Annotated in this window: 16 protein-coding genes; 8 read left to right on the top strand and 8 right to left on the bottom strand. The window is 43.5% G+C overall.

All coding sequences use genetic code 11. The features are described from left to right. Window positions 1-46: 46 nt before the first annotated feature. Window positions 47-307 carry a hypothetical protein gene (locus tag H8B06_RS04360; protein WP_190993093.1) on the bottom strand — a complete coding sequence of 87 codons (261 nt, stop codon included), beginning with the start codon at window positions 305-307 and terminating at the stop codon, window positions 47-49. Between the two features lie 168 nt (window positions 308-475). Between H8B06_RS04360 and H8B06_RS04355 the strand changes: the two genes are divergently transcribed. From H8B06_RS04355 to H8B06_RS04335, 5 genes are all read left to right on the top strand, one after another. Then, window positions 476-1,453: a FecR family protein gene (locus H8B06_RS04355; RefSeq protein ID WP_190993092.1), complete on the top strand. Its 978-nt coding sequence runs from the start codon at window positions 476-478 to the stop codon at window positions 1,451-1,453. A 167-nt stretch (window positions 1,454-1,620) separates the two neighbouring features. Next, a complete protein-coding gene (locus H8B06_RS04350; protein ID WP_190993091.1) occupies window positions 1,621-4,956 on the top strand; it encodes a SusC/RagA family TonB-linked outer membrane protein in 3,336 nt (1,111 codons plus the stop codon). Between the two features lie 10 nt (window positions 4,957-4,966). After that, window positions 4,967-6,568, top strand: a complete 1,602-nt coding sequence (locus H8B06_RS04345; protein WP_190993090.1) for a RagB/SusD family nutrient uptake outer membrane protein — start codon at window positions 4,967-4,969, stop codon at window positions 6,566-6,568. A gap of 71 nt (window positions 6,569-6,639) precedes the next feature. Beyond that, complete coding sequence (locus H8B06_RS04340) at window positions 6,640-8,292, top strand: glycoside hydrolase family 28 protein (RefSeq protein ID WP_190993089.1); 1,653 nt, start codon at window positions 6,640-6,642, stop codon at window positions 8,290-8,292. Then, window positions 8,289-10,718 (top strand): alpha-L-rhamnosidase-related protein, encoded by a 2,430-nt coding sequence (locus H8B06_RS04335; RefSeq protein ID WP_223857472.1) that lies wholly within the window; start codon window positions 8,289-8,291, stop codon window positions 10,716-10,718. The genes H8B06_RS04340 and H8B06_RS04335 overlap by 4 nt, the downstream gene beginning before the upstream one ends. Before the next feature lie 10 nt (window positions 10,719-10,728). Here the strand turns inward: H8B06_RS04335 and H8B06_RS04330 are convergent, their stop codons facing one another. Beyond that, on the bottom strand, window positions 10,729-11,295 hold the full coding sequence (locus H8B06_RS04330; RefSeq protein ID WP_190993088.1) for an RNA polymerase sigma factor: 567 nt from the start codon (window positions 11,293-11,295) through the stop codon (window positions 10,729-10,731). Between the two features lie 217 nt (window positions 11,296-11,512). Here H8B06_RS04330 and H8B06_RS04325 point away from each other — a divergent pair, with 217 nt between their 5' ends. Then, window positions 11,513-12,376, top strand: coding sequence for an AraC family transcriptional regulator (locus tag H8B06_RS04325; protein ID WP_190993087.1), 864 nt, complete (start codon window positions 11,513-11,515; stop codon window positions 12,374-12,376). 77 nt (window positions 12,377-12,453) lie between these two features. Next, window positions 12,454-13,173 carry an FAD-binding oxidoreductase gene (locus H8B06_RS04320; RefSeq protein ID WP_190993086.1) on the top strand — a complete coding sequence of 240 codons (720 nt, stop codon included), beginning with the start codon at window positions 12,454-12,456 and terminating at the stop codon, window positions 13,171-13,173. 25 nt (window positions 13,174-13,198) lie between these two features. On the opposite strand, the gene H8B06_RS04315 is transcribed toward H8B06_RS04320, so the two are convergent. Both H8B06_RS04315 and H8B06_RS04310 read right to left on the bottom strand, forming a co-directional pair. Then, on the bottom strand, window positions 13,199-14,437 hold the full coding sequence (locus H8B06_RS04315) for a BamA/TamA family outer membrane protein (RefSeq protein WP_190993085.1): 1,239 nt from the start codon (window positions 14,435-14,437) through the stop codon (window positions 13,199-13,201). A gap of 298 nt (window positions 14,438-14,735) precedes the next feature. Further along, the gene (locus H8B06_RS04310; RefSeq protein ID WP_223857471.1) at window positions 14,736-17,552 is read right to left on the bottom strand and encodes a glycoside hydrolase family 2 TIM barrel-domain containing protein; all 2,817 of its coding nucleotides are present in this window, start codon (window positions 17,550-17,552) and stop codon (window positions 14,736-14,738) included. Window positions 17,553-17,797: 245 nt separating this feature from the next. Between H8B06_RS04310 and H8B06_RS04305 the strand changes: the two genes are divergently transcribed. Beyond that, window positions 17,798-18,442 carry a hypothetical protein gene (locus H8B06_RS04305; RefSeq protein WP_190993084.1) on the top strand — a complete coding sequence of 215 codons (645 nt, stop codon included), beginning with the start codon at window positions 17,798-17,800 and terminating at the stop codon, window positions 18,440-18,442. Window positions 18,443-18,496: 54 nt separating this feature from the next. On the opposite strand, the gene H8B06_RS04300 is transcribed toward H8B06_RS04305, so the two are convergent. The 4 genes from H8B06_RS04300 to H8B06_RS04285 are packed head-to-tail and all read right to left on the bottom strand — an operon-like array spanning window position 18,497 to window position 19,900. Next, complete coding sequence (locus tag H8B06_RS04300) at window positions 18,497-18,667, bottom strand: hypothetical protein (protein ID WP_190993083.1); 171 nt, start codon at window positions 18,665-18,667, stop codon at window positions 18,497-18,499. Further along, the gene (locus tag H8B06_RS04295) at window positions 18,651-18,845 is read right to left on the bottom strand and encodes a hypothetical protein (RefSeq protein WP_190993082.1); all 195 of its coding nucleotides are present in this window, start codon (window positions 18,843-18,845) and stop codon (window positions 18,651-18,653) included. The genes H8B06_RS04300 and H8B06_RS04295 overlap by 17 nt, the downstream gene beginning before the upstream one ends. Next, the gene (locus H8B06_RS04290; RefSeq protein WP_190993081.1) at window positions 18,842-19,348 is read right to left on the bottom strand and encodes a DUF5675 family protein; all 507 of its coding nucleotides are present in this window, start codon (window positions 19,346-19,348) and stop codon (window positions 18,842-18,844) included. The genes H8B06_RS04295 and H8B06_RS04290 overlap by 4 nt, the downstream gene beginning before the upstream one ends. Window positions 19,349-19,351: 3 nt before the next feature. Next, window positions 19,352-19,900 (bottom strand): fibronectin type III domain-containing protein, encoded by a 549-nt coding sequence (locus H8B06_RS04285; protein ID WP_190993080.1) that lies wholly within the window; start codon window positions 19,898-19,900, stop codon window positions 19,352-19,354. Window positions 19,901-20,044 lie beyond the last annotated feature (144 nt).

Here is a 20,044-nt window from a genome sequence, read left to right as displayed (position 1 = left end):
AAAAAAGTATTAAAAAACGCTCCAAAGCAGAATTGCTCTGGAGCGTTTAAAACACTTCTCCTAGTCCAAGCCTAAAACCCCGATACCCTTTACTTACCCCATAATCGATGGCTATATTCGTCCCAGACTTTTTGTTGAAATTGATCCGTGCTCCGGCACCCGTACCTACATTCCAGTTTCCGAAAAGTTCTGTATTCAGTCCGCGCGTAATATCCCGACGATATTCCGACTCTACAAGACCGAAAAATCGGAACCTACGATGACGGATTTTGATGTTTCGATCTAAATAAACAGCTTTTTTCTGCACGCAACAATAAGACGTTTACAGGCAGCCTGTTGGAACTTGTTGAATAATGTGTTATCCCATGATTTAAGCACGATATCGAAAAAAAGAAAAATTCTTATAGTAGACTTCAGATGTATTTACGTATTAACTAAAAATGGGAACACAGATTCCTATATAAATAATACGGATATGAGTCAAGATCTACAGACACTTTTACAGAAATATACACATTCAACGATCAGCAACGACGAGTATCAATTGCTCAAAGCGATGTTAAAAGACGCATCTGATAAGCAAATAGAAGACGTATTATCTGTATTATGGCACACATATGAGCATAAAGATTCAACGCCTCCAGGAGATTTCGAAGCGTTAGCGAGTAAATTAGGCATAAGAAAAGAAAACCGCATCCGACCAATTTTCATACAGATTGCAAAGATAGCAGCTATTTTCATCCTATTTATTTTTGCTGGATATTACGTATTGAAAACTAGTAGCCGAGACACTTTCATGCCTAACAGGCCAATGCTGGTGGAAGTCAGAAGTGGAGAAAAAGCAGAAATAATATTGCCTGACGGATCAAAGGTTTTCTTGAATGCTGCATCTACCCTTTCCTATGCACCTGACTTCGGACATAAAACTCGAGAAGTAACTATAAACGGAGAAGCTTACCTAGAAGTCGCCAAAGACGAACACAAACCTTTTCTGGTCCACACAGAATCCATAGAGATCGAAGTGTTAGGTACAAAATTCAATGTTAATGCTTACGACGATCTAAACACGATAGAGACCACATTGTTGGAGGGCAGTGTTCGACTGCGGACAAAAGGGAATGAGGTCATTTCGACCGTCATGACTCCTTATCATAAGGTCATATACGACAAAGAGAAACACCAACTCTCCGCTAAACAAACCAATACGGAATTTGAAACGGCATGGACTCGAGGAGAACTTGTTCTTCGCTCGTCTACCTTACACGAGGTGATAAATAAGTTAGAAAAGCGTTACGGTGTAGATATCGAAATTATTGGGGATTCTTCTCATTTGGGCTCCTTTACAGGCAGCTTCAAAGAGGATAATGTCTATAAGGTACTTGATATACTAAGCCTTCATTACAACTTTACCATCCAACAATCGCAGGAAAAAATAAACATACAGCTTCGCTAATCAAATTGTTCCATAAAATCATCAAACTTCAAGTAGAAAAATGAAATATCAACAACGCTAACGAAAAAATATCGTACACATTTGAAGGCCTGCATTTGAAACAGTGCAGATCAAAATCAAGATTCATGAATACGTGAATCTTAAACTTAAATTACATAGATAACCATATGATTTTAGATTATTTTAAAAAAAATAATACGTTCCGTGTATTATTTGCATTATTCGCACACACATTCGTGTCATTAACCAACGCAGCTGTTTTCGCACAACAGCAACACACTGTTACGATTACCGTAACAAATCAAAACCTCAAATCCGTATTGGATGCCGTTGAGGAGAAAACGGTTTACCGGTTTAACTACCGGGATCAGGTCCTCCCCCGAACAAACAATGTTACCATAAAGGCAGAGAACATGAAAATTGAAGATTTTCTAACAAAAACTCTCACTGATGCGGCGTTGACATATCGTAGAAACGGAAATATGTTCTCGATTATATCCAGGCGTACTACAGCAGAAACGAAAAGCCAACAATCTGATATTATCGTACAAGGGGTAGTACTGGGCGAAAATAGACAACCGCTAGGCGGGGCGTCGATAACGGTTAAGGGCTCATCTCAATCTACCGTTAGTAATGAGCAAGGTCATTTCTCGCTCTCCTGCCCACCTCAATCTACCTTGGTCGCTTCCCATATAGGGCACGTATCACAAGAAGTGTCACTAAGTGGCAAAGAAGAGGTAAATATTATTCTTCTACCAGACGACCAAGTATTGGATGAGGTCGTGATCGTCGGTTACGGCACGCAGAAACGATCGAATGTGACCGGGTCAGTAGCCTCTTTACGACCTGCTGATTTCAATGATCTGAATATGAATGCCACCAATGCAATCCAAGGTCGGGTAGCTGGCGTAAATGTATCCAACGGAAATATTATTATTAGAGGAGCTGCATCTGTAAATGGATCAGATCCACTATGGATTGTCGATGGCGTTCCAGGAACAGCTCCAAACATGAATGATGTAGAATCGTTGGAAATATTAAAAGATGCTGCTTCAACCGCAATTTACGGTGCGCAGGGAGCTGGTGGCGTGATCCTTGTTACCACCAAACGGGGAAGAGCAGGTAAGCCAGTGGTAAACGCACGTTATAACGGAGGTGTGGCCTTGCCAATAGATATTCCCAGGTTATTGGAAACGCCAGACTATGTCGACAGAAAATTAGCAGCGGGATTTACGAATAATCCCGATGCCGGATGGGACGATCCCTCTTCCCTACCTAATACCGACTGGGAGGAATACGTCTGGAGAAATGCCGCCGTTACACAGAATGTGTTCGTACAAGCTACCGGCGGAAGCGAACACACGAACTATAATACTTCCGGTGAATTTGTTCGCAATCAGCGGATAGAGCAAGGATCGCACGACATCGCCGGAAACCTTCGGTTTTCTTCACAAACAAAATTCAGCAATCGATTTAAAATGACCGAGATCCTTACACTAGGTTTCACCGACAGAGCGCCCAGTGTATTTGGTGATGCAACATCCAGCAAAATTTACTACCGGCAGGTTCCTACCATGCTCCCGTACGATCCGGAAAATGTCATGGGTGGAGGCTGGGGAATGCAGCCTCCAGGAGGATACTATGAAGGTCCTAACCCCGCAGCAATCATTGGATCCAATCATTACAACCAACGCGGATATAACGGCGGTGCAAATGTGATATTTGATTGGGAGATTATTGACGGTCTCGCCTTGCAAACCACTCTAACCGGACGATACAACTCATCCGCGAGCAACTGGTTTCAAGAATACTGGAATACCGGAAATATCAGTCAAGAACAACGATATACAAAAGATTACGGCGAGGAATTCCATATGCGGATGCTCCACACGCTTACCTATTCCAAGACATTTGCCGAAAAACATAATTTTAAAGTGTTGGCCGGCTATGAAGCCTCAAAAACGGAATCTTCCAGCGCCGGAGGTTGGAAAACGGGCTTTAGTGTAGAGCCTGTGGAGGACATGAGTCTAGGTTCCGGTGCTACAGAAGCTTTAGGAAGTAAAGGGTTGCGGCGGAGCTTATCACAATTCGCCCGTTTAAATTACGCCTACGAAGATAAATACCTTTTTGAAACAAGCATCCGTCGGGACGGTTATGACAATTTTGGGGCAGAAAACCGCTTTGGGCTATTTCCATCGGCTTCAGCGGGCTGGAATATAGCCGAGGAGTCGTTTATAAAAAACAGCGCACAGATGCAGTGGTTAAATCAATTGAAGCTAAGAGGAAGCTTGGGACGAATAGGGAACAATACCATTCCCCAATTCCTTTATGAACCAGCTTACACCAGTAATTACCTATATTACGCATACAACAACCTCGTAACGAATCGTGGCTTCTGGTTTTCAAATATCCCAAATGCAGCTATCAAGTGGGAAGATGTTACCCAGTGGAACCTTGGGCTCGATGCCGGCTTCCTACAGAATCGTTTACAGACCACGATAGAATATTATCAGAAAAAAACGACCGACATGCTCTATACAATCTCTGCCCCTCCGTCATCAGGAGCATACAACAGCGATATCTTCGCGCTTTCTCCAAGTTACGTCGCTAACATTGGAGAAATCAGCAATAAAGGTTTTGAACTTATGGTACAATGGAAAGATGCGATCCAAGATTTCAAATACGATGTCGCATTTACCCTATCGACAAATGAGAATAAAGTCATCAAATTGAGTGACCAAGTAAACCCACTGATATGGACAGGAAGCTCAACGGCCATCAACAGTTCAATTTATCGAACAGAGAATGGTTTTCCAATGGGTCAAATGTACGGATATATAGTCGATGGAATTTTTCAACATCAAGCTGCCGTTGATCAGCTAAATGCCGCATCACCAGACGGTGTTTATCAAACACCCGGAACGTCGCCAGGTGACTTTAAATATCGGGATCTAGATGGGGATAACAAAATAACGGTAGATGATCGAACCTACATCGGAAACCCTTGGCCAAAAGCAATCTACGGCATGAATATTAACCTAAGATGGAAAGGTTTTGATCTTTCTATGGCTTGGCTCGCACACACCGGGATGGACATATTCAATAGCACCAAGGCTTATGAAAGAAATTTCTTCGGGGATTTTAACACAACTTATAAAGTCTATGATGCATGGACACCCGAAAATATGCAGACCGAGCATCCTCGCGTTACCCAGACTGACCCAAATAATAATTTTAGAAACGTATCATCGTATTTCGTAGAAGATGGTTCTTTTCTTAAATTGAACAATCTACATTTCGGATACAATATCCCAAAGAAAGTCCTCTCCCCACTTGGTGTCCAAGGCCTTAAAGTTTACATAAACTGCGATAATATCATGACGTTAACCCGCTTTCAAGGAGACCCCGAGATTGGCGGTGGATACCTCGCGCGTAATCATTATACCGAAAAACGTTATCCGAATACACGTTCGGTTATCGCTGGTTTAAACCTTACTTTTTAATCCACTTATCATGAAAAAAACAATATCCATTATACTAACTGCTATTTTAATTTGGGGCTGTTCAAACGATTTCTTGGACGTCTCGAATCCCTCCCGTCTCTCTCCCGCAGTCTTTCCGAAGTCCATAGCCGACATGGAGCAGGTCGTTACAGCCATCTACGGGCAATTGACCCAACAGGGGCTCTACGGGAAACGAATCTTTGCCAAAGGCACGTTCGTAACGGATCATACCGTGGATATGTCGTGGACGGCAGATGCTTACTGGAATCAATTGGCAACCAACCAGATTACACCAGACAACACGTATATATCGACGCTATGGTTCGCTCTTTATAAAGTGATCAACTGTGCCAATACCGTGCTCTTAGAAGCTAGTAGAATCAATACAGCTGGCTTCTCGCCAGAAGATATGAAGCGATTAAGCCAGATGAAGGGCGAAGCGTTGTTTTGGCGAGGTTGGGCACACCAGCATTTAGTAGCGCTTTGGGGGGAGGGTTATGCAGCCAACGGCGATGGGGGCAAACAAGGTATCCCACTCCGATTGGAAGTGGCCTCTAGCCCTGAAAAGCTAAATATCCCACGTAATACCGTTGATGAAGTTTATGATCAGATTCTATTGGATTACAAAGAGGCTATAGACTTGTTACCCGCCAGTTGGAATGACAGCGAAAATTTCCCACGCCCAACATCCTTTGCTGTCAAAAGCTTTGTGGGGCAATTGAACCTGTTTAAAGGCGATTTAGCTGCGGCCAAAATAGTATTAAAAGACGTAATCGATAACGCCGGCAAGGAACTCGTTTCATTTGCGGACTATAAAGATATGTTTAACGAAAAACAGATCAAATTCAACAGTGAATCGATTTTAGAAATCAACTTTAGAAATGGAAATTCAGGTGCAAACTTCTGGAATAGCGAAGGTTCCCAGCATGCATTACTTGCCGCATTATGTTTCGAAAATGCTGCAGGCAATGTGGAGTCCGCAGGATGGGGAAACATTTTCTTTCATGATTCGAACGTTGAGCGCTTCGGTTCCGATCCTCGTTTACATATAGCCGCCCTTCAGCCGGGTACACCAGTGACCATGCGTGGTGCCAATACAGTGGTCATGAAATATAAAGATATCGAGAGCAGTTATCAAGGCTGGAGTCTAGGGAAATATATCCCTAGGAATGCACGCGTTGGCGATAACCCCTACGTTGGCAATAGCGTGGGCATCAACATGTATTTGATGCGATTGGCGGACGTTTATCTGCTATATGCCGAAGCCAACCTAGTCGATAATGAGGAAATAACAAGAGAATACATCAATAAAGTCCGCCGACGTGCATACGGTTTACCGGCACATGTGATTGCCCCCCAAGTAGATATCGTTTCCAGCGGCACGCAACTACGAGACGAACTGCGTGAAGAACGTTTCAAAGAGTTCTGTGGAGAAGGCGTACAGCATTGGATAGACGTATGTCGTTGGAAAACTCTCGACCAGGAAATCAAAACTTGGTATCCCAATACCCGAGTCGGGGCACCTACGTATAACAAGCAAGACCTATACTATCCTATACCCATGGCAGAGCTGGAAAGTAATCCAAATATGACCCCAAGTACAGGATATTAACATACAAGGCGTTTGTCACGGGCCTACAAATGTACCGTGACAAACATTTTTCAGATTAATGATCATCAAACATGCAACACAATACACTTTTTTACCGCCACGTCATTTACTTTATTTTCCTTGCTCTTATTTTCCCGTTAACCTATGTACACGCCGTTACAAATTCAACCATATACGATGTTCAAGATTATGGCGCAAAAGGCGATGGAAAATCTCTTGACACCAAATCGATTCAAAACGCGATTGATGCCTGCCATTCCGCAGGGGGCGGCGTCGTTCAATTAAACGGGGGGACGTTCATGTCCGGCACCATTTTCTTAAAAAGTGGTGTTCGTCTACATATCGAAAAGGGTGCAACACTATTAGGTAGCACAAACGCACAGGACTATCCAGACATCGGTGTCCAGGACCCTACCAAAGAAGAACGTTATAACGCCGGAAAGGCGTTAGTTTATAGCGAGAATCAACACCATATATCGGTATCGGGCCAAGGTGTCATTGATGGGAATGGAGCTACGTTAGCCAGCCTCAACCAGGTGAGGACACACATTATTCACTTCAAAGCCTGTCACGACATCAAGATCAATGATGTTTCCTTGGTAAACGGGTCATGGTGGATACAAAAATACGACGCCTGCAATAACCTCCAAATCGATGGTATCACCGTAAATAGCAAGGAAAACAGCGATATGGATAAACCCCGTTATGCCGATACACCTGGCAGAAATACAGATGGTTGTAATATCGTCGACTCGCGGAACGTCCAAGTATCAAACTGCCATATTTTCAGTGGTGACGACGGGATCGTTTTAAAAAGCTTCTCAAAAGATCTGGGTTGCCATAACGTGACGATCAGCAATTGCATCATCAGTACCAATGCTTCCGGCATTAAAATCGGAACAGAATCTGCGGGCAAATTCCACGACGTGTTAGTCAATAACTGTATCGTATATGATACGCGATTAGGTGGGGTTGAATTGATGGTCGTGGATGGAGGCAGTATGGAACGCATCGTCGTTACGAATATTTCGCTTAACAATATTCTCGGTGCCGCTATATATGTTCGATTAGGAAATCGAGGAAGAGAATATACACACAACAAGATGCCTTCAGTAGGTAGCGTCAAAGATATTCTCATCCAAAATATCTATGGAACAAAGATAGGGCGCTATGGCAGTTCTATAACCGGCATCCCTAGTGCTCCATTAAAAAATATTACGCTAGAAAATATCGACTTAACCTTTACTGGAGGAAATACCCCCTTATATTTTGAGGGTTACCCGACGAAACCTGTAGAAGAACGAACGATAGACCAAGTTCCTGAAGAGGAAAAATCCTATCCCCGGTGTGATATATTCGGTAAGTTACCCGCCTATGGGTTTTACATACGACACGTTGAAGGAATCGATCTTCGTAACATAAAATTAAGATTTGACGAAGAAGATACGCGTTCCGCTATTGTTGCCGATGATGTTTCAAATTTCTTTTTGGATGGCTTAAAAGCACAGATATCGCCACATGCACCCGCTGTAATTCAGGGAAGAAATATACAAACGGCAGCTATCATAAACTGCATAAGTTTGAGTCCGGCAAAATCATTTTTACATGCTTCGGGAAACAAAACGCAACATATTGTATTATCTTCCAATATATGGAGAAATTTAGTGACCACCCTGTCTACCGATAATTCGTTCCCTGTATCCGAAATTAACGAAAAAAAATGAGTATATCGCTACGCATACATACACTATCCACGCTAGGTATGGCTAAACTGGCTATTGTCCTTTACCTTATCCTAGGCGTTTACCTGTCAACAAGTTCGCAAGAAATTGCCATCAATGCTAACCTGTCGGGTCAGCGGTGGTCCGCCCATTGGATTAGGGCAAGCGATGGTTCCGCAAACGGTTATGGCGTTTACCACTTTCGCAAAGTATTCGATCTAGCTGATAAACCTTCAAAATTTATCGTCCATGTTTCTGCGGACAATCGCTACAAACTGTATATCAACGGCGAATTAATTTCGCTCGGCCCTGCACGTGCAGACGTCTACAATTGGCCATTTGAGACTGTCGATATCGCGCCTTACGTTAAAAAAGGAAAAAATGTGCTAGCAGCGGTTGTATGGAACTATGGAGAGCATTTGCCAGTTGCGCAGATGAGCTTTTACAAAACCGGGTTTATCCTCCAAGGCGATAGCGAGCCAGAACAGGTCGTCAATACCAATACCACCTGGAAAAGTTTCGTTAATTCCAGCTATCGTCCCACCACAACCGATCTTCAGACGTATTACGTAGCAGGGCCTGGCGATCAGATTCAAGGAGAATTATATCCATGGGGGTGGGAGTCTGCGGATTATGACGATTCCTTTTGGAAAGATGCTGCCGAGATCATGATGGGGGCAGGAAAAGGTGCTCATGATTATCCCGGATGGCAACTGGTTCCCAGAAAGATTCCACAAATGGAATTAACCAATCTACGGATACCTCTATTGCGAAAAGCCGAAGGAGTCGAAAAATGGCCAGAATTTCCACAAAAGAAAGGCAACTATACTGTTCCTGCTCATTCTACAGTTAACCTACTGGTTGATCAGACCCATCTCACTACGGCCTATTTCAATGTATTGTTCAGCAAAGGAAAGGGAGCCAAAATCAAAATTAAATATGCCGAATCGTTGTTCGAAGACCGTAAAGATGATAAAGGACGGTTCCAACATAAAGGCAACCGGAATGAAATTGAAGGAAAAGTTTTCATCGGATATTACGACGAAATTCTTCCAGACGGCGGTGGAAACCGTCTGTTTACGTCGCTATGGTGGCGAACGTATCGCTATGTTCTTTTCGAAATAGAAACAAGCCAAGAGCCCTTGATACTGCACGACGTATACGGCGAGTTCACCGCCTATCCATTTGAACAAGTTTCTCATTTTCATAGTCTGGAACAGCCGGAACTTCAGGACATATTATCTACAGGGTGGCGTACAGCACGTTTATGTGCGCATGAGACCTATGAAGATTGCCCTTATTACGAACAGTTGCAATATTTTGGGGATACACGAATACAAGCGATGATTTCGCTTTACAACACGCGCGATGACCGGTTGATTAAAAATGCCATAGACAACGGACGGCAGTCTATCATTTCAGACGGCATTACGATGAGCCGTTACCCAACCCATCTACACCAGTTTATTCCGTCGTTTTCCATTTGGTGGATTGCGACAGTTCACGACTACTGGATGTATCGTGGCGACGATCAGTTTATAACTGGTCAACTCTCCGCTATACGTTCCATTTTAGATTTCTATGAACAACACCTGGAAGAAGATGGTAGCCTGTCGAAAATCCCTTACTGGTTTTTTACAGACTGGACATCAGGTTTCGAAATGGGTATGCCTCCCCGGACAGCAGATGGAAAATCCGCTATTCAGGATCTGCATTTTCTGTATGGGCTGCAACTAGCTGCCGAGCTAGAAAGGCAACTCGGCGAGCCTGCTCTCGGCTCCCGTTATGAAGCGTTGGCTACCCGTATTATCGTAAATCTCCAAGATAAATATTGGAACGAAAAACGAAATCTATTTGCCGATACACCTTCAGCAGATAGCTTTTCTCAACACACTAATATCCTGGCCATTTTAACAGGTTTGGTTGATGGCGAAAAAGCAAACTCCGTATTGAAAACAATGTTAGCAGATGAAGATATTACACAGGCGAGTATTTATTTCAGATACTACCTGCACATGGCGCTGGTCAGAGGTGGGTTGGGCGACACTTACTTAGAAATGATGGATCCATGGCGTACGCAGCTATCATTGGGATTGACCACGTGGGCAGAACAACCAGAGCCATCCCGGAGCGATTGTCACGCCTGGGGTTCGAGTCCAAATATCGAGGTATTCCGCACCGTATTAGGTATAAAAAGCGACGCTCCCGGTTTCAAAAAAATCCGTATTCAACCCCATTTAGGAAAACTTCGCGAAGTTAACGGCAGCATCCCGCATCCGCTGGGTAATGTGGTGGTTGATTATCAGGTTGGCGATATCGAATCTGTAGCCATAATCGACTTGCCAATGAAAACGACAGGCATATTGCAATGGTTTGGAAAAGAGTTTGTTTTGAAGCCTGGTATACAGCAGATCAGCATAGTACATTAACGACGTTCATTCAGAAAAACAGTGCGAAGAAGGCAAGAGCGGTGTAACCGACTTCCTTCTTCAATATCTGTAACGCCACAGAGAGCGTGTTGTACACCGTTTGCTCGCTGATAGCCAGGTTTTCAGCAATTTCCTTTGCAGATTTACCCTGCTCCTTGCTCAATTCAAAGATTTCCTTTTGACGAACCGTAAGCTTTGTTTTCGCATTTTCAAGCCGTTTAATAAATAAATCCAAATCCATCTTCGAATCGGAAGTAGGCTCACTACTTTCCAAGGTATCACAATAGTCCATATAATCATCAAATACAGGGCTCGTGATCTGTTTCCGCAATCGATCGATAATGATATTTTTGGAAATCTTAAACAAATAAGATTTGAAGGCTCCATCAGCACGAAGCTTTTCTCTATTGACCCAAAGTTTGATAAACGTTTCCTGAACGACTTCTTTACTTATACTGTGCGATTTCACCAATGAAAAAACGAAACCATACAGGTTATCATGGTATAACGCATATAATTCTTTGAAATCATTATAGGAACCACGTTGCAGCCCTTTTATACAATCAATATGTTCCATATGGTATCAAAATCCCTCAAAATACTGACCCTAAGTTAAGATAAATTATCAGATAATGATGTAAACCGACATAGATACCAGACGGCGCATCATGATCCAATAAACCAATCCCCAGAAGCAGTATTGATAAGCCCGTAAACCGGAGATTTGGCATAACAAAACTTTTTAAGTAGGTTTAGCTATTGCTTAATGTCCTAATTTAGGGAGACGAAACAACATGCGCACTACATCGAATAAAAAAGATATCCCCATAAGAACATTGCCTAAAGAATACGGCCATGGCATAGCCGTGTCAAAAGTGTCTGCAGCATCTTTTTTGGCAGACGATGAAACGATGCATGCACATCGGCACGATTACCACTTTTTTGTGTTGCAGGAAAAAGGCGTTACACACACCGAAATTGATTTTGAACAACATGTAATCAGCACACCTACAATTCTTTATCAATCGCCCAATCAGGTGCACCGTGCTTTGAAAGTAGAAAATATCGAAATGTATATGCTCATCATCAGCAACGAAAATATCCATCCAGATTACCTCAAACTGTTACAAAGTATTGCTCCGTTAAAGCCATTGCCCATTCAATTTAAAGAACTCACCATCGTTCGTCAAGCATTTAATCTGTGTACAAATCTGTACGAAAGAACATCCGATAAGCTTTATCTTCCTTCCCTGCAAGATAGCTGCAATGCCTTGGCAGGACTGATCATTTCGTTATACCTAAAGCAAGTAAAACCTTCCGAATCGCTCTCGCGATTTGAGCGGATCACCAATGAATTTTTTCGCTTGTTGGAACACGCTTTCCTGACGAAGAAACGCCCTTCCGATTACGCTGAAACCTTACATATTTCAGTTTCCTACCTCAATGAATGTGTGAAAGATGTGACCGGTCATTCGGTATCCTACCACATCCAGCAACGTGTTATTTTAGAAGCGAAGCGTTTGCTTTATCATTCCGATAAATCAGTTAAGGAAATCGCTGCTATATTAGGTTATGATGATTATCCTTACTTTTCCCGACTATTTACCAAAGCAGCTGGAATGAACGCGACAGGCTTCCGAAACAAAAACCGCGAATAGTCCAACAACTACACTTTTCCGTCCTTTTTCATTTTGCACAGACTTTCGTCCTTTGTTAGTAATTAAAATGAACGATTATGCCAAGTGCTCCAAAATGGGTTTTTGATACCCTTGATTTATTTATATCCAAAATACCGACCGTAACGATCGACGAAACAACATATCTATCGCCATCTGTCAAGCAACTCCAATTAAAAGGAGATTTTAAAAACCTGCATTTTCCGGTTGGTGCTTTCTTCGACATCAGAGTAAGCGATACTGAAGCTCGACGCTACACTGTTGCGCAGGTAAACGAGAAAAAAGACAAGTTAACACTTATCGCACACCTGCATGGAAAAGGCGTTGGAAGCGATTTTATGCATCGACTAAAAGCAGGTGACATTATACTTCTTAACAATCCCCGTACAGAGCAAAAATACTATAACGAAACCGCAAAAAGAATCGTATTCTTTGGTGATGAGACATCGTTAGCTTTAGCAAGCTCGTTTCTTCCGGTTGTGAAAGAAAACAAATTGCCTATCCGGTTTATATTTGAACTCGACGAGGAAAATAAACACATACCTCCCGTATTAGGCTTAGAAAACAGCATCGTCTATTCCAAGAATAACCTGTTTCAAGACACGGCGTGGATACAGGAGCATCTCCATATTCTCGATCACGAAAATTGGCAGGATGCGTATTACGTTTTGACCGGAAATGTAAAATCACTACAAACCTTTCGGAAAGTCATTAAAAGTAAAACGACCGGCAAGATCAAACACCACGGTTATTGGTTGGAAGGAAGAAAAGGATTGTAAACAAATGCTGTATATGGCCTTGCACCTAGAAAACTTCTCCCAGTCCCAGTCTAAAACCCCGATACCCTTTACTCACGCCATAGTCAATGGCTATATTCGTCCCAGACTTTTTGTTGAACTTGATGCGTGCTCCCGCCCCCGTACCCAAATTCCAGTTTCCGAAAAGGTTGGTATCGGGTCCGCTAACACTCGTTACATTGGCAAACAGGACGAATCCGAAAAGGCCATTACGCGTAATATCCCGACGATATTCCGACTCCAGATAGAATAAGGACTTACCTCGATACCTACTGAGCGGGAGTCCCCTTCCCGAGCTATTATATGGATCCCAGTTTAATGTCGGAAGATCCAGATAAGGTACTTTAGAATTAAAGACCGTCCAGAAAAAATTGCGGACAGCGATCATATGCTGCTTATTGGGATTATCCGTAAGCCTATGGTATCTTCTCACCTCTAGATATAAAGATTGCCAGTTCTCTGTACTTCCCATAAAAGTTGGATTTACACGAAATTGCAAATTCGCAAAATTTCCATCCCACGTATTGATGGAGTTCGCTCTTGTATCAAAAATAAGATTTAAGCTTAATCCGGAAGAAATACTAGATCCATTTTGTGCAGTACCATATGGATATCCTGTAAAATCAGCTATTGAAATCTCACTTTTGCTCCGAATATCGGCACGATAATCCAGGTCGTATCCCAGCCCCATAAAAAAACCACCGTCAATGCGTTTGAGAACGTGCTGATAAAATCTGACGTACGTATAATCCAAATTGATTTTGTCATGATGACCGTATTGCTTACCCAGCCCCCATATTTCATGAGGAAATTTCAACAATCGTATATCGCCATCGATAACCCATTTATTTTCCTTAAGCCATATGTAGGATCGGATAGGTAAACCAAACCGTTGCTTAAAATTCGTGTAAGGCGTAAAGTTAACGCGTGACATATGGGTGTCTTCCCGATCACCGAGATAGAAGCCCGCAGTCGTCGAGGTAATCAGCGCATAACCGCCACCGGGCACACTCGTGGAAAAAGGTAAAAACGAAAAATAAACCTTTTTTCCTATACTGTCTTGCCCTTGAGGAGGCGTAATACCAAATACCTGACGACCGATATCGATCAGATCCCGCTGTTCACTAGTGTCTGAACGGACAGCCGTAATCTCAATCTCATTTACAGGTCGTTGTGCGTTTACACGGAAAACAACCGCGAAACTAGCCCATAAAAACAGACAATTGTATCTCCTCAGCAACAACATCTCACCATTCAATAGCACAGACAGTACAGTGCGCGACTGCCTTTCCTAAACCACGGCCTCCTCCTGTAATAATTGCTTTTTTACCTTTTAATGCTGTCATGTTGATGTTGTTATAATCTACTCAAAAATACTAAGAATAGTTTTGAAAAACGACATCATAGGTAAACCTGTATCGGACATGTTTTGGATGTTGTCAGCTATTTTAGGTAATACGCTTATGATCACGCAAATGAGCAACGATTAGAGTTCGTTATACAGTCACAAGATAACAGTTACAAGATATCCTATCGTCCCGTATTTATGGATATTTTCCTACGAAATCAAACACCAGTTTACCTGCTATCCATTCTGGTCCTATTTTATTGGGTTGCCCCTCTGGACCATGATTTGTCGCTGCATCAAACTTGGTTCCGATAGCGCTGATGCCATTCAAAAAAGAGATGTCACCTGCAGGGAACGGAGGCGAATTATGGTCATTTTCTGCGGCTTGCGGTCCTGGTGGCGTATAAAGTCTTAAAAACAGATCATCGCTTTCGCTATAGATCACAAAGGGTTTAATCGTATTTTCAATGACAACCCAATTGAAATTACGGTAATAGCCTTTAAACTCGGGATACTCCCAGGATTCTCCGGTAACCGTATTATTGTACTTTTTATGCCAAACGCCGTAATGGTTACCTTTCATTCTATTTTTCCAAACCCGATAAGGGCCTCTTCCCATATATTTCACACCTGTTACCAGCTCTTCGGGAAAATCAAAGTTTATTCCCAAATAATCAAACGCATTGCCGGCATCTCCCGTGTCATGGTAATACGCGTAGTCCAATGTCAGCAAACCACTGGGAGCTAGTTTATACTTCACCCGTTTCAGCGGGCCGTTATAGTGTATTTCGACAAAGACACTGTCTCCTTTTGTAGCGTGCTCCATGGAGACAAAGTCCGCCTTTCCTACGGCCGGTTGAGGTCCGTTTGAGAAAGGAATCTGCTCATCGCCACTTTTTACCTGACGGATCAATCCCGAGCTTTTGTCGAAGCTGATGGCTAAACCACCGGCTGTTAGCGTTACATCACGCTCCGTTTCCATTACCTGTGCCTTTGCTTGCGGACGCGGTTCGTTTATCCATTGTTCGTTGATCGTTTTCACCGACTTGAGCGGCCAGGTCCATGAGTAGAGTTCTCTTCCGTGTACATCGGTAGCCTTTAGCGTTAAGAGATCGGCCATTTCCTTTTTTTGCTGATCCAAAGGAATTTTCATCTTCCCGCGTTGTTTGGGTTGCAGATCGGGTCCAGCAATCGATCCCTCATCCAACACCGTCTCTATCGTATCCTGCGCATAAGGCGAAGGAAAAGTGCTGAGTTTCCACGCAAACTGCACGGTATTTAAATTGGTGTAAAGGTAGCGGTTCTCTATTTCCAGGTCACCATCAAAATGAGTTGGCAGCTTTTCGTGGTCGATATAAACGGGCGACCAGATTTCTTTGATCGTATAAAAGCTGCCTTCTTTTTCACGATAAGGACCTAAAATGCCATCGGGAGCATGGTTGCCATCGGCATCGATACGACCACCTTGATCTAGCCTAACCACGCCTTCATCTGCAAATACCCAAAGAAAACCGCCGGCAGAAAGCGGATTGGCCATCATCTTGTTCCAGTGGTCGTTTAAACCGGCGCCGTGTCCGCCATCAAACAGGCCATGCAAAAACTCTGTGGGAAAAAACACCTCTTTGCCATTATATAGCGATCCGTCGCAGCAATCATAGCCTTTATAGTGTTGCGTGTCGGTGCCATTAAAAATATTCCAAGGATGAATGACGACTCTATTTTGGGGATCGTATTTGGCGTAATCTTCCACAAGTTCATGATTATTACCGCCTTCATTGCCATTGGCCCAGATAACGATGGACGGATGGTTTACATCCTTCGTGACCATCTCTTTCAATAATTTACGTCCAACAGCTGTATCGTACTTCTTCTGCCAACCGGTTAATTCATCGATAACGAAAAGACCAAGTGAATCACATACGTCGAGGAAATGGCCGTCGGGCGGATAGTGAGACATCCGTACCGCATTCATATTCATATCTTTCATGAGATTGACGTCCATGATGCTGATCTCCTTGCTCATGGTTCTACCGGAGGTTGGCCAGGCGCTATGTCTGTTGACACCTTTGAACATTACTTTAACATCGTTTACGAAAAAGCCTACTCCTCGCTTTAACTCGACCGTTCGGAATCCAAACTTTTCGGTTTTGGTATGCACCACATTTTGCTTCGCATCGAGCAGCTTCAGCTCGACCTGATAGCGATTGGGAAACTCAGGCGACCAAAGGTCCGGTGATTCCACCTGTGTGCGCAGGCTTGTTTTTTCTGCATCTTTTTCAAGCGGCATACGAAAAGGCGCACCCACTTTTTCTCCATCCAACGTTTTTATCTGGGCCTCCACCGTCTGATTTTTTTGATCCCCTTCTGTATAAACATTGATCAAAAAGCTACCATCTGCCTTAGCATCAATGGCGGTCCACTCGATATGGCTCTCTGGAACGATTTCCAGGTATACGGGCCTAAAGATGCCGCCAAAAACCCAAAAGTCCGACATACGCTCCGCTCTATTGACCGAGGTATCCGAAGAAATTTTCCGGACCATTACCTCCAGCAGATTCTCTCCGGATGATTTGAGCAGCTTCGTAATGTCGTACTTAAACCGGTAAAAGGAGCCTTGATGCATGGGGCCTGCCGATTTCCCGTTCACCTTTACCTCGGTGTCGGTCATCGATCCTTCAAAAACAAGCTTTATCGTCTTATTTTTCCAGTGAGCATCAGAAACGAATGTATGCTTATAATAGCCAATTTCATTTTTCTCGAAATCTTCCTGCCAGCCATAATGATAGGTGCCAAAACCTTTGGTTTCCCAGTTGGATGGCACTGGTATTTTACTCCAGGTGCCGCTATTGGCGCCACTACTCACCATAAAATCCCAATCTATGGTATGGTCTTTATCGGTACCCGAAAGATAGTTGATCGTTGTGGATTGACCGCAGACGGTAGTTATTGTTACGAAATGTAGCAGGTACATGGCCCACTTCATTGCATTTTTGATACTTCTTTTTTGGATCATGGTGTTTTTTTTATTGCCAAGCAGGATCTTGTTGAATATTGGGATTTGTATTTCGTACGGTTTACATCTCAAATATAGTAGTTTAAGTTCAAGCATGCAAAAAGACAAAGAAGCTACCTATAATAGAAAATCACAAAAGATTCGACAGTAGCATAAACTTCCGGTAGAAAAATCTATATTTGGCCTTTAATTAATCTAGCTGCATGGATAACATGCTTGTGTCCCTATTTATTTAGTATTTCAACATGAAAAAACTTTACATTTTAGTTTTAGTAGCTTGTTTACTTGCTACAGGTCGGTCTTATAGCCAAGACAGTAAATTCAACATCTCCGTCCATGCCCATTTAGGTACAGTGAACTCATCGACAGGCGCTTCATCTGGGGAAGGTACGGCGGAAATGAAACAATTCGCCATCACGCCCCGAGCGGTTTTTCGGATCGACAAAGTATGGGCCGTTGGCGCGCTATACAGCTACCGTAACGCTGAAGAGAGAACATACCTAGCGATCTCGGGAATGAGCGGAAGTCTAGATACTAAAACAGTCGATCAGCATGCCGGCGCCCTTGTCCAGACCTATCTTTTTGATAACGGAAAATTCGCGGCTTTTCTGGAATTAGACGGCACCATGGGAACCTCTAAAACGGAAATACTTTCTGGAGAATCGTCTAGTATATCGGGTACGGCTACCAAATCTGACTTATATTCCTCAGCATTCCACGCGGGAGGACGGTACACATTCTTCAAAGGGCTCGGTGCCGAAATACGCCTAAACCGTTTGGTTAGTTATCGCAAACTAAAAGGTAAAGAAATTGACATGGAAACAAGTCAGTTCGACTTGTTTAATAATATTTTGAGCCAAGCTTCCCTAGGACTTTCTTATCAATTCTAGGTAGTCTGATTCCGAACAAAAAACACCCGAAGCCTACGCTCCGGGTGTTTTTTATTATCGCTTTCGCCTTCTACCTTGCAGTAAGCGGCTGGTGAAGTAACTCACTGAAGCGCCTATAACGGCCATCAAAGCGGTATATGCGAGATTACTCCAGTCGAAGCTGTTCCAAACCGAGCAAACAGTACCGCCCAGCGTACCCAACTGCACATTACTCAGCGACCTCATCGCTCCCCTCCTTTCCTTCTGTTTTTGGCTTATCGGTATCATCCTGGATTACCTGCTCGATGATTCCCAGACCCACGGCGATGTATTTCAACACATTCAATGCCTTTGCCGGCAATTTTATCGGTGCCAGCAGTACTACTTGTACCGCTTGGCTTATTTTTTTGATTATCCTCCTCATTTTCTGCTATTTAAAAGTTCATTCCCCCATAAACTTAGTTCGTCCCCCCATGAACTTAGCTCATGAATTTTTATAAACACTTCTCCTTTTTCCATTGCTGCCGCAAGCCGCTTATACAGCGCTACGTAGGCCTTTCTGGACTGTCGAATTTCATACTCCTTCTGTTTCTTGAAGTACTTTACCTTTTGCCCCACCAACAAGCAACCTGCTGTGTCCGCGAAATTATTACCCATGTGAATATAGATGTAGGAAAAGTTCGGCACATTCATCAGCTGTATCATGCCCTTATGAAAATCGGGAAATAGCCGGTGATAACGCCCGTGCATACCACCATAGTGTCGGAACGCCAGTTTATAGCGGCCTGCAGGAATAGCGGTACTTCCTTTGATTTTCTTGTCCCGCACCGAATCCTCCAGCACATAACAGACCTGTTCGTCATCGATGTAGAGAACAGACAGGGTACTGTTCTCCCCCTGTCTGCTGCGTTTTACCTGGATTTCCATCCGCTAACGCACAACGTGTGTTACCATTTCCGACCAATCCGAGCGACCATAACCGTTTACCGCACGCACGCGCACGGCGTAGCGTTGATAGGGTATCAACGGCGCTACGATGTTCTGCCTTGATGATGACGTGGTATACGATTCACCCCACTCATCCGGCAGACCATTCGCGTCGATCTGGCACAATTGGTATTCGTACAATTTGGCAGACTGGTTTTTGTCGAAATCCAATCGCATCTGTCCTTTCTGCCGGCCGTCACCCACGGTAATCCCTGTCACTGGCAACGGCACATTATCCTTCTGCGGTAAGCTGGATACCGCAAATCCTGAACTCAAAAGTTTCGGCAGATCACCATCAGCCGTCTGTGTTACATAGAAAGCCAGTCGTTTCAACATTTGCTCCATCGCTTTTCTAGCTTGGTTCTTCGCGGCAGTGTCCTCCGGGCTTCCGCGCCGCTTCGCCATCGAGAGCTTCTGCTCATAATCGTTTAAAACTTGCGTCATCGTCTCCAAAGGCGGTTCCGGTGTTTCAAAGTTCACGTTGTCCGTCATGGCGAGCAACGCCGTTTTGGAGTTGCTACCTTTAGTGCGAGACAGATTTAATAAGTAATTTTAAATTTGTAGAGATGCATAGAAAGTTTGATGATTCATTTAAGATAATGGCGGTGGATCTGAGCGTTGTTAGAGGTTCGGTGG

It is taken from the genome of Sphingobacterium micropteri (genome assembly GCF_014692515.1).
Lineage (GTDB): Bacteria > Bacteroidota > Bacteroidia > Sphingobacteriales > Sphingobacteriaceae > Sphingobacterium > Sphingobacterium micropteri.
This window is presented reverse-complemented; position numbering and strand designations above follow the sequence as displayed.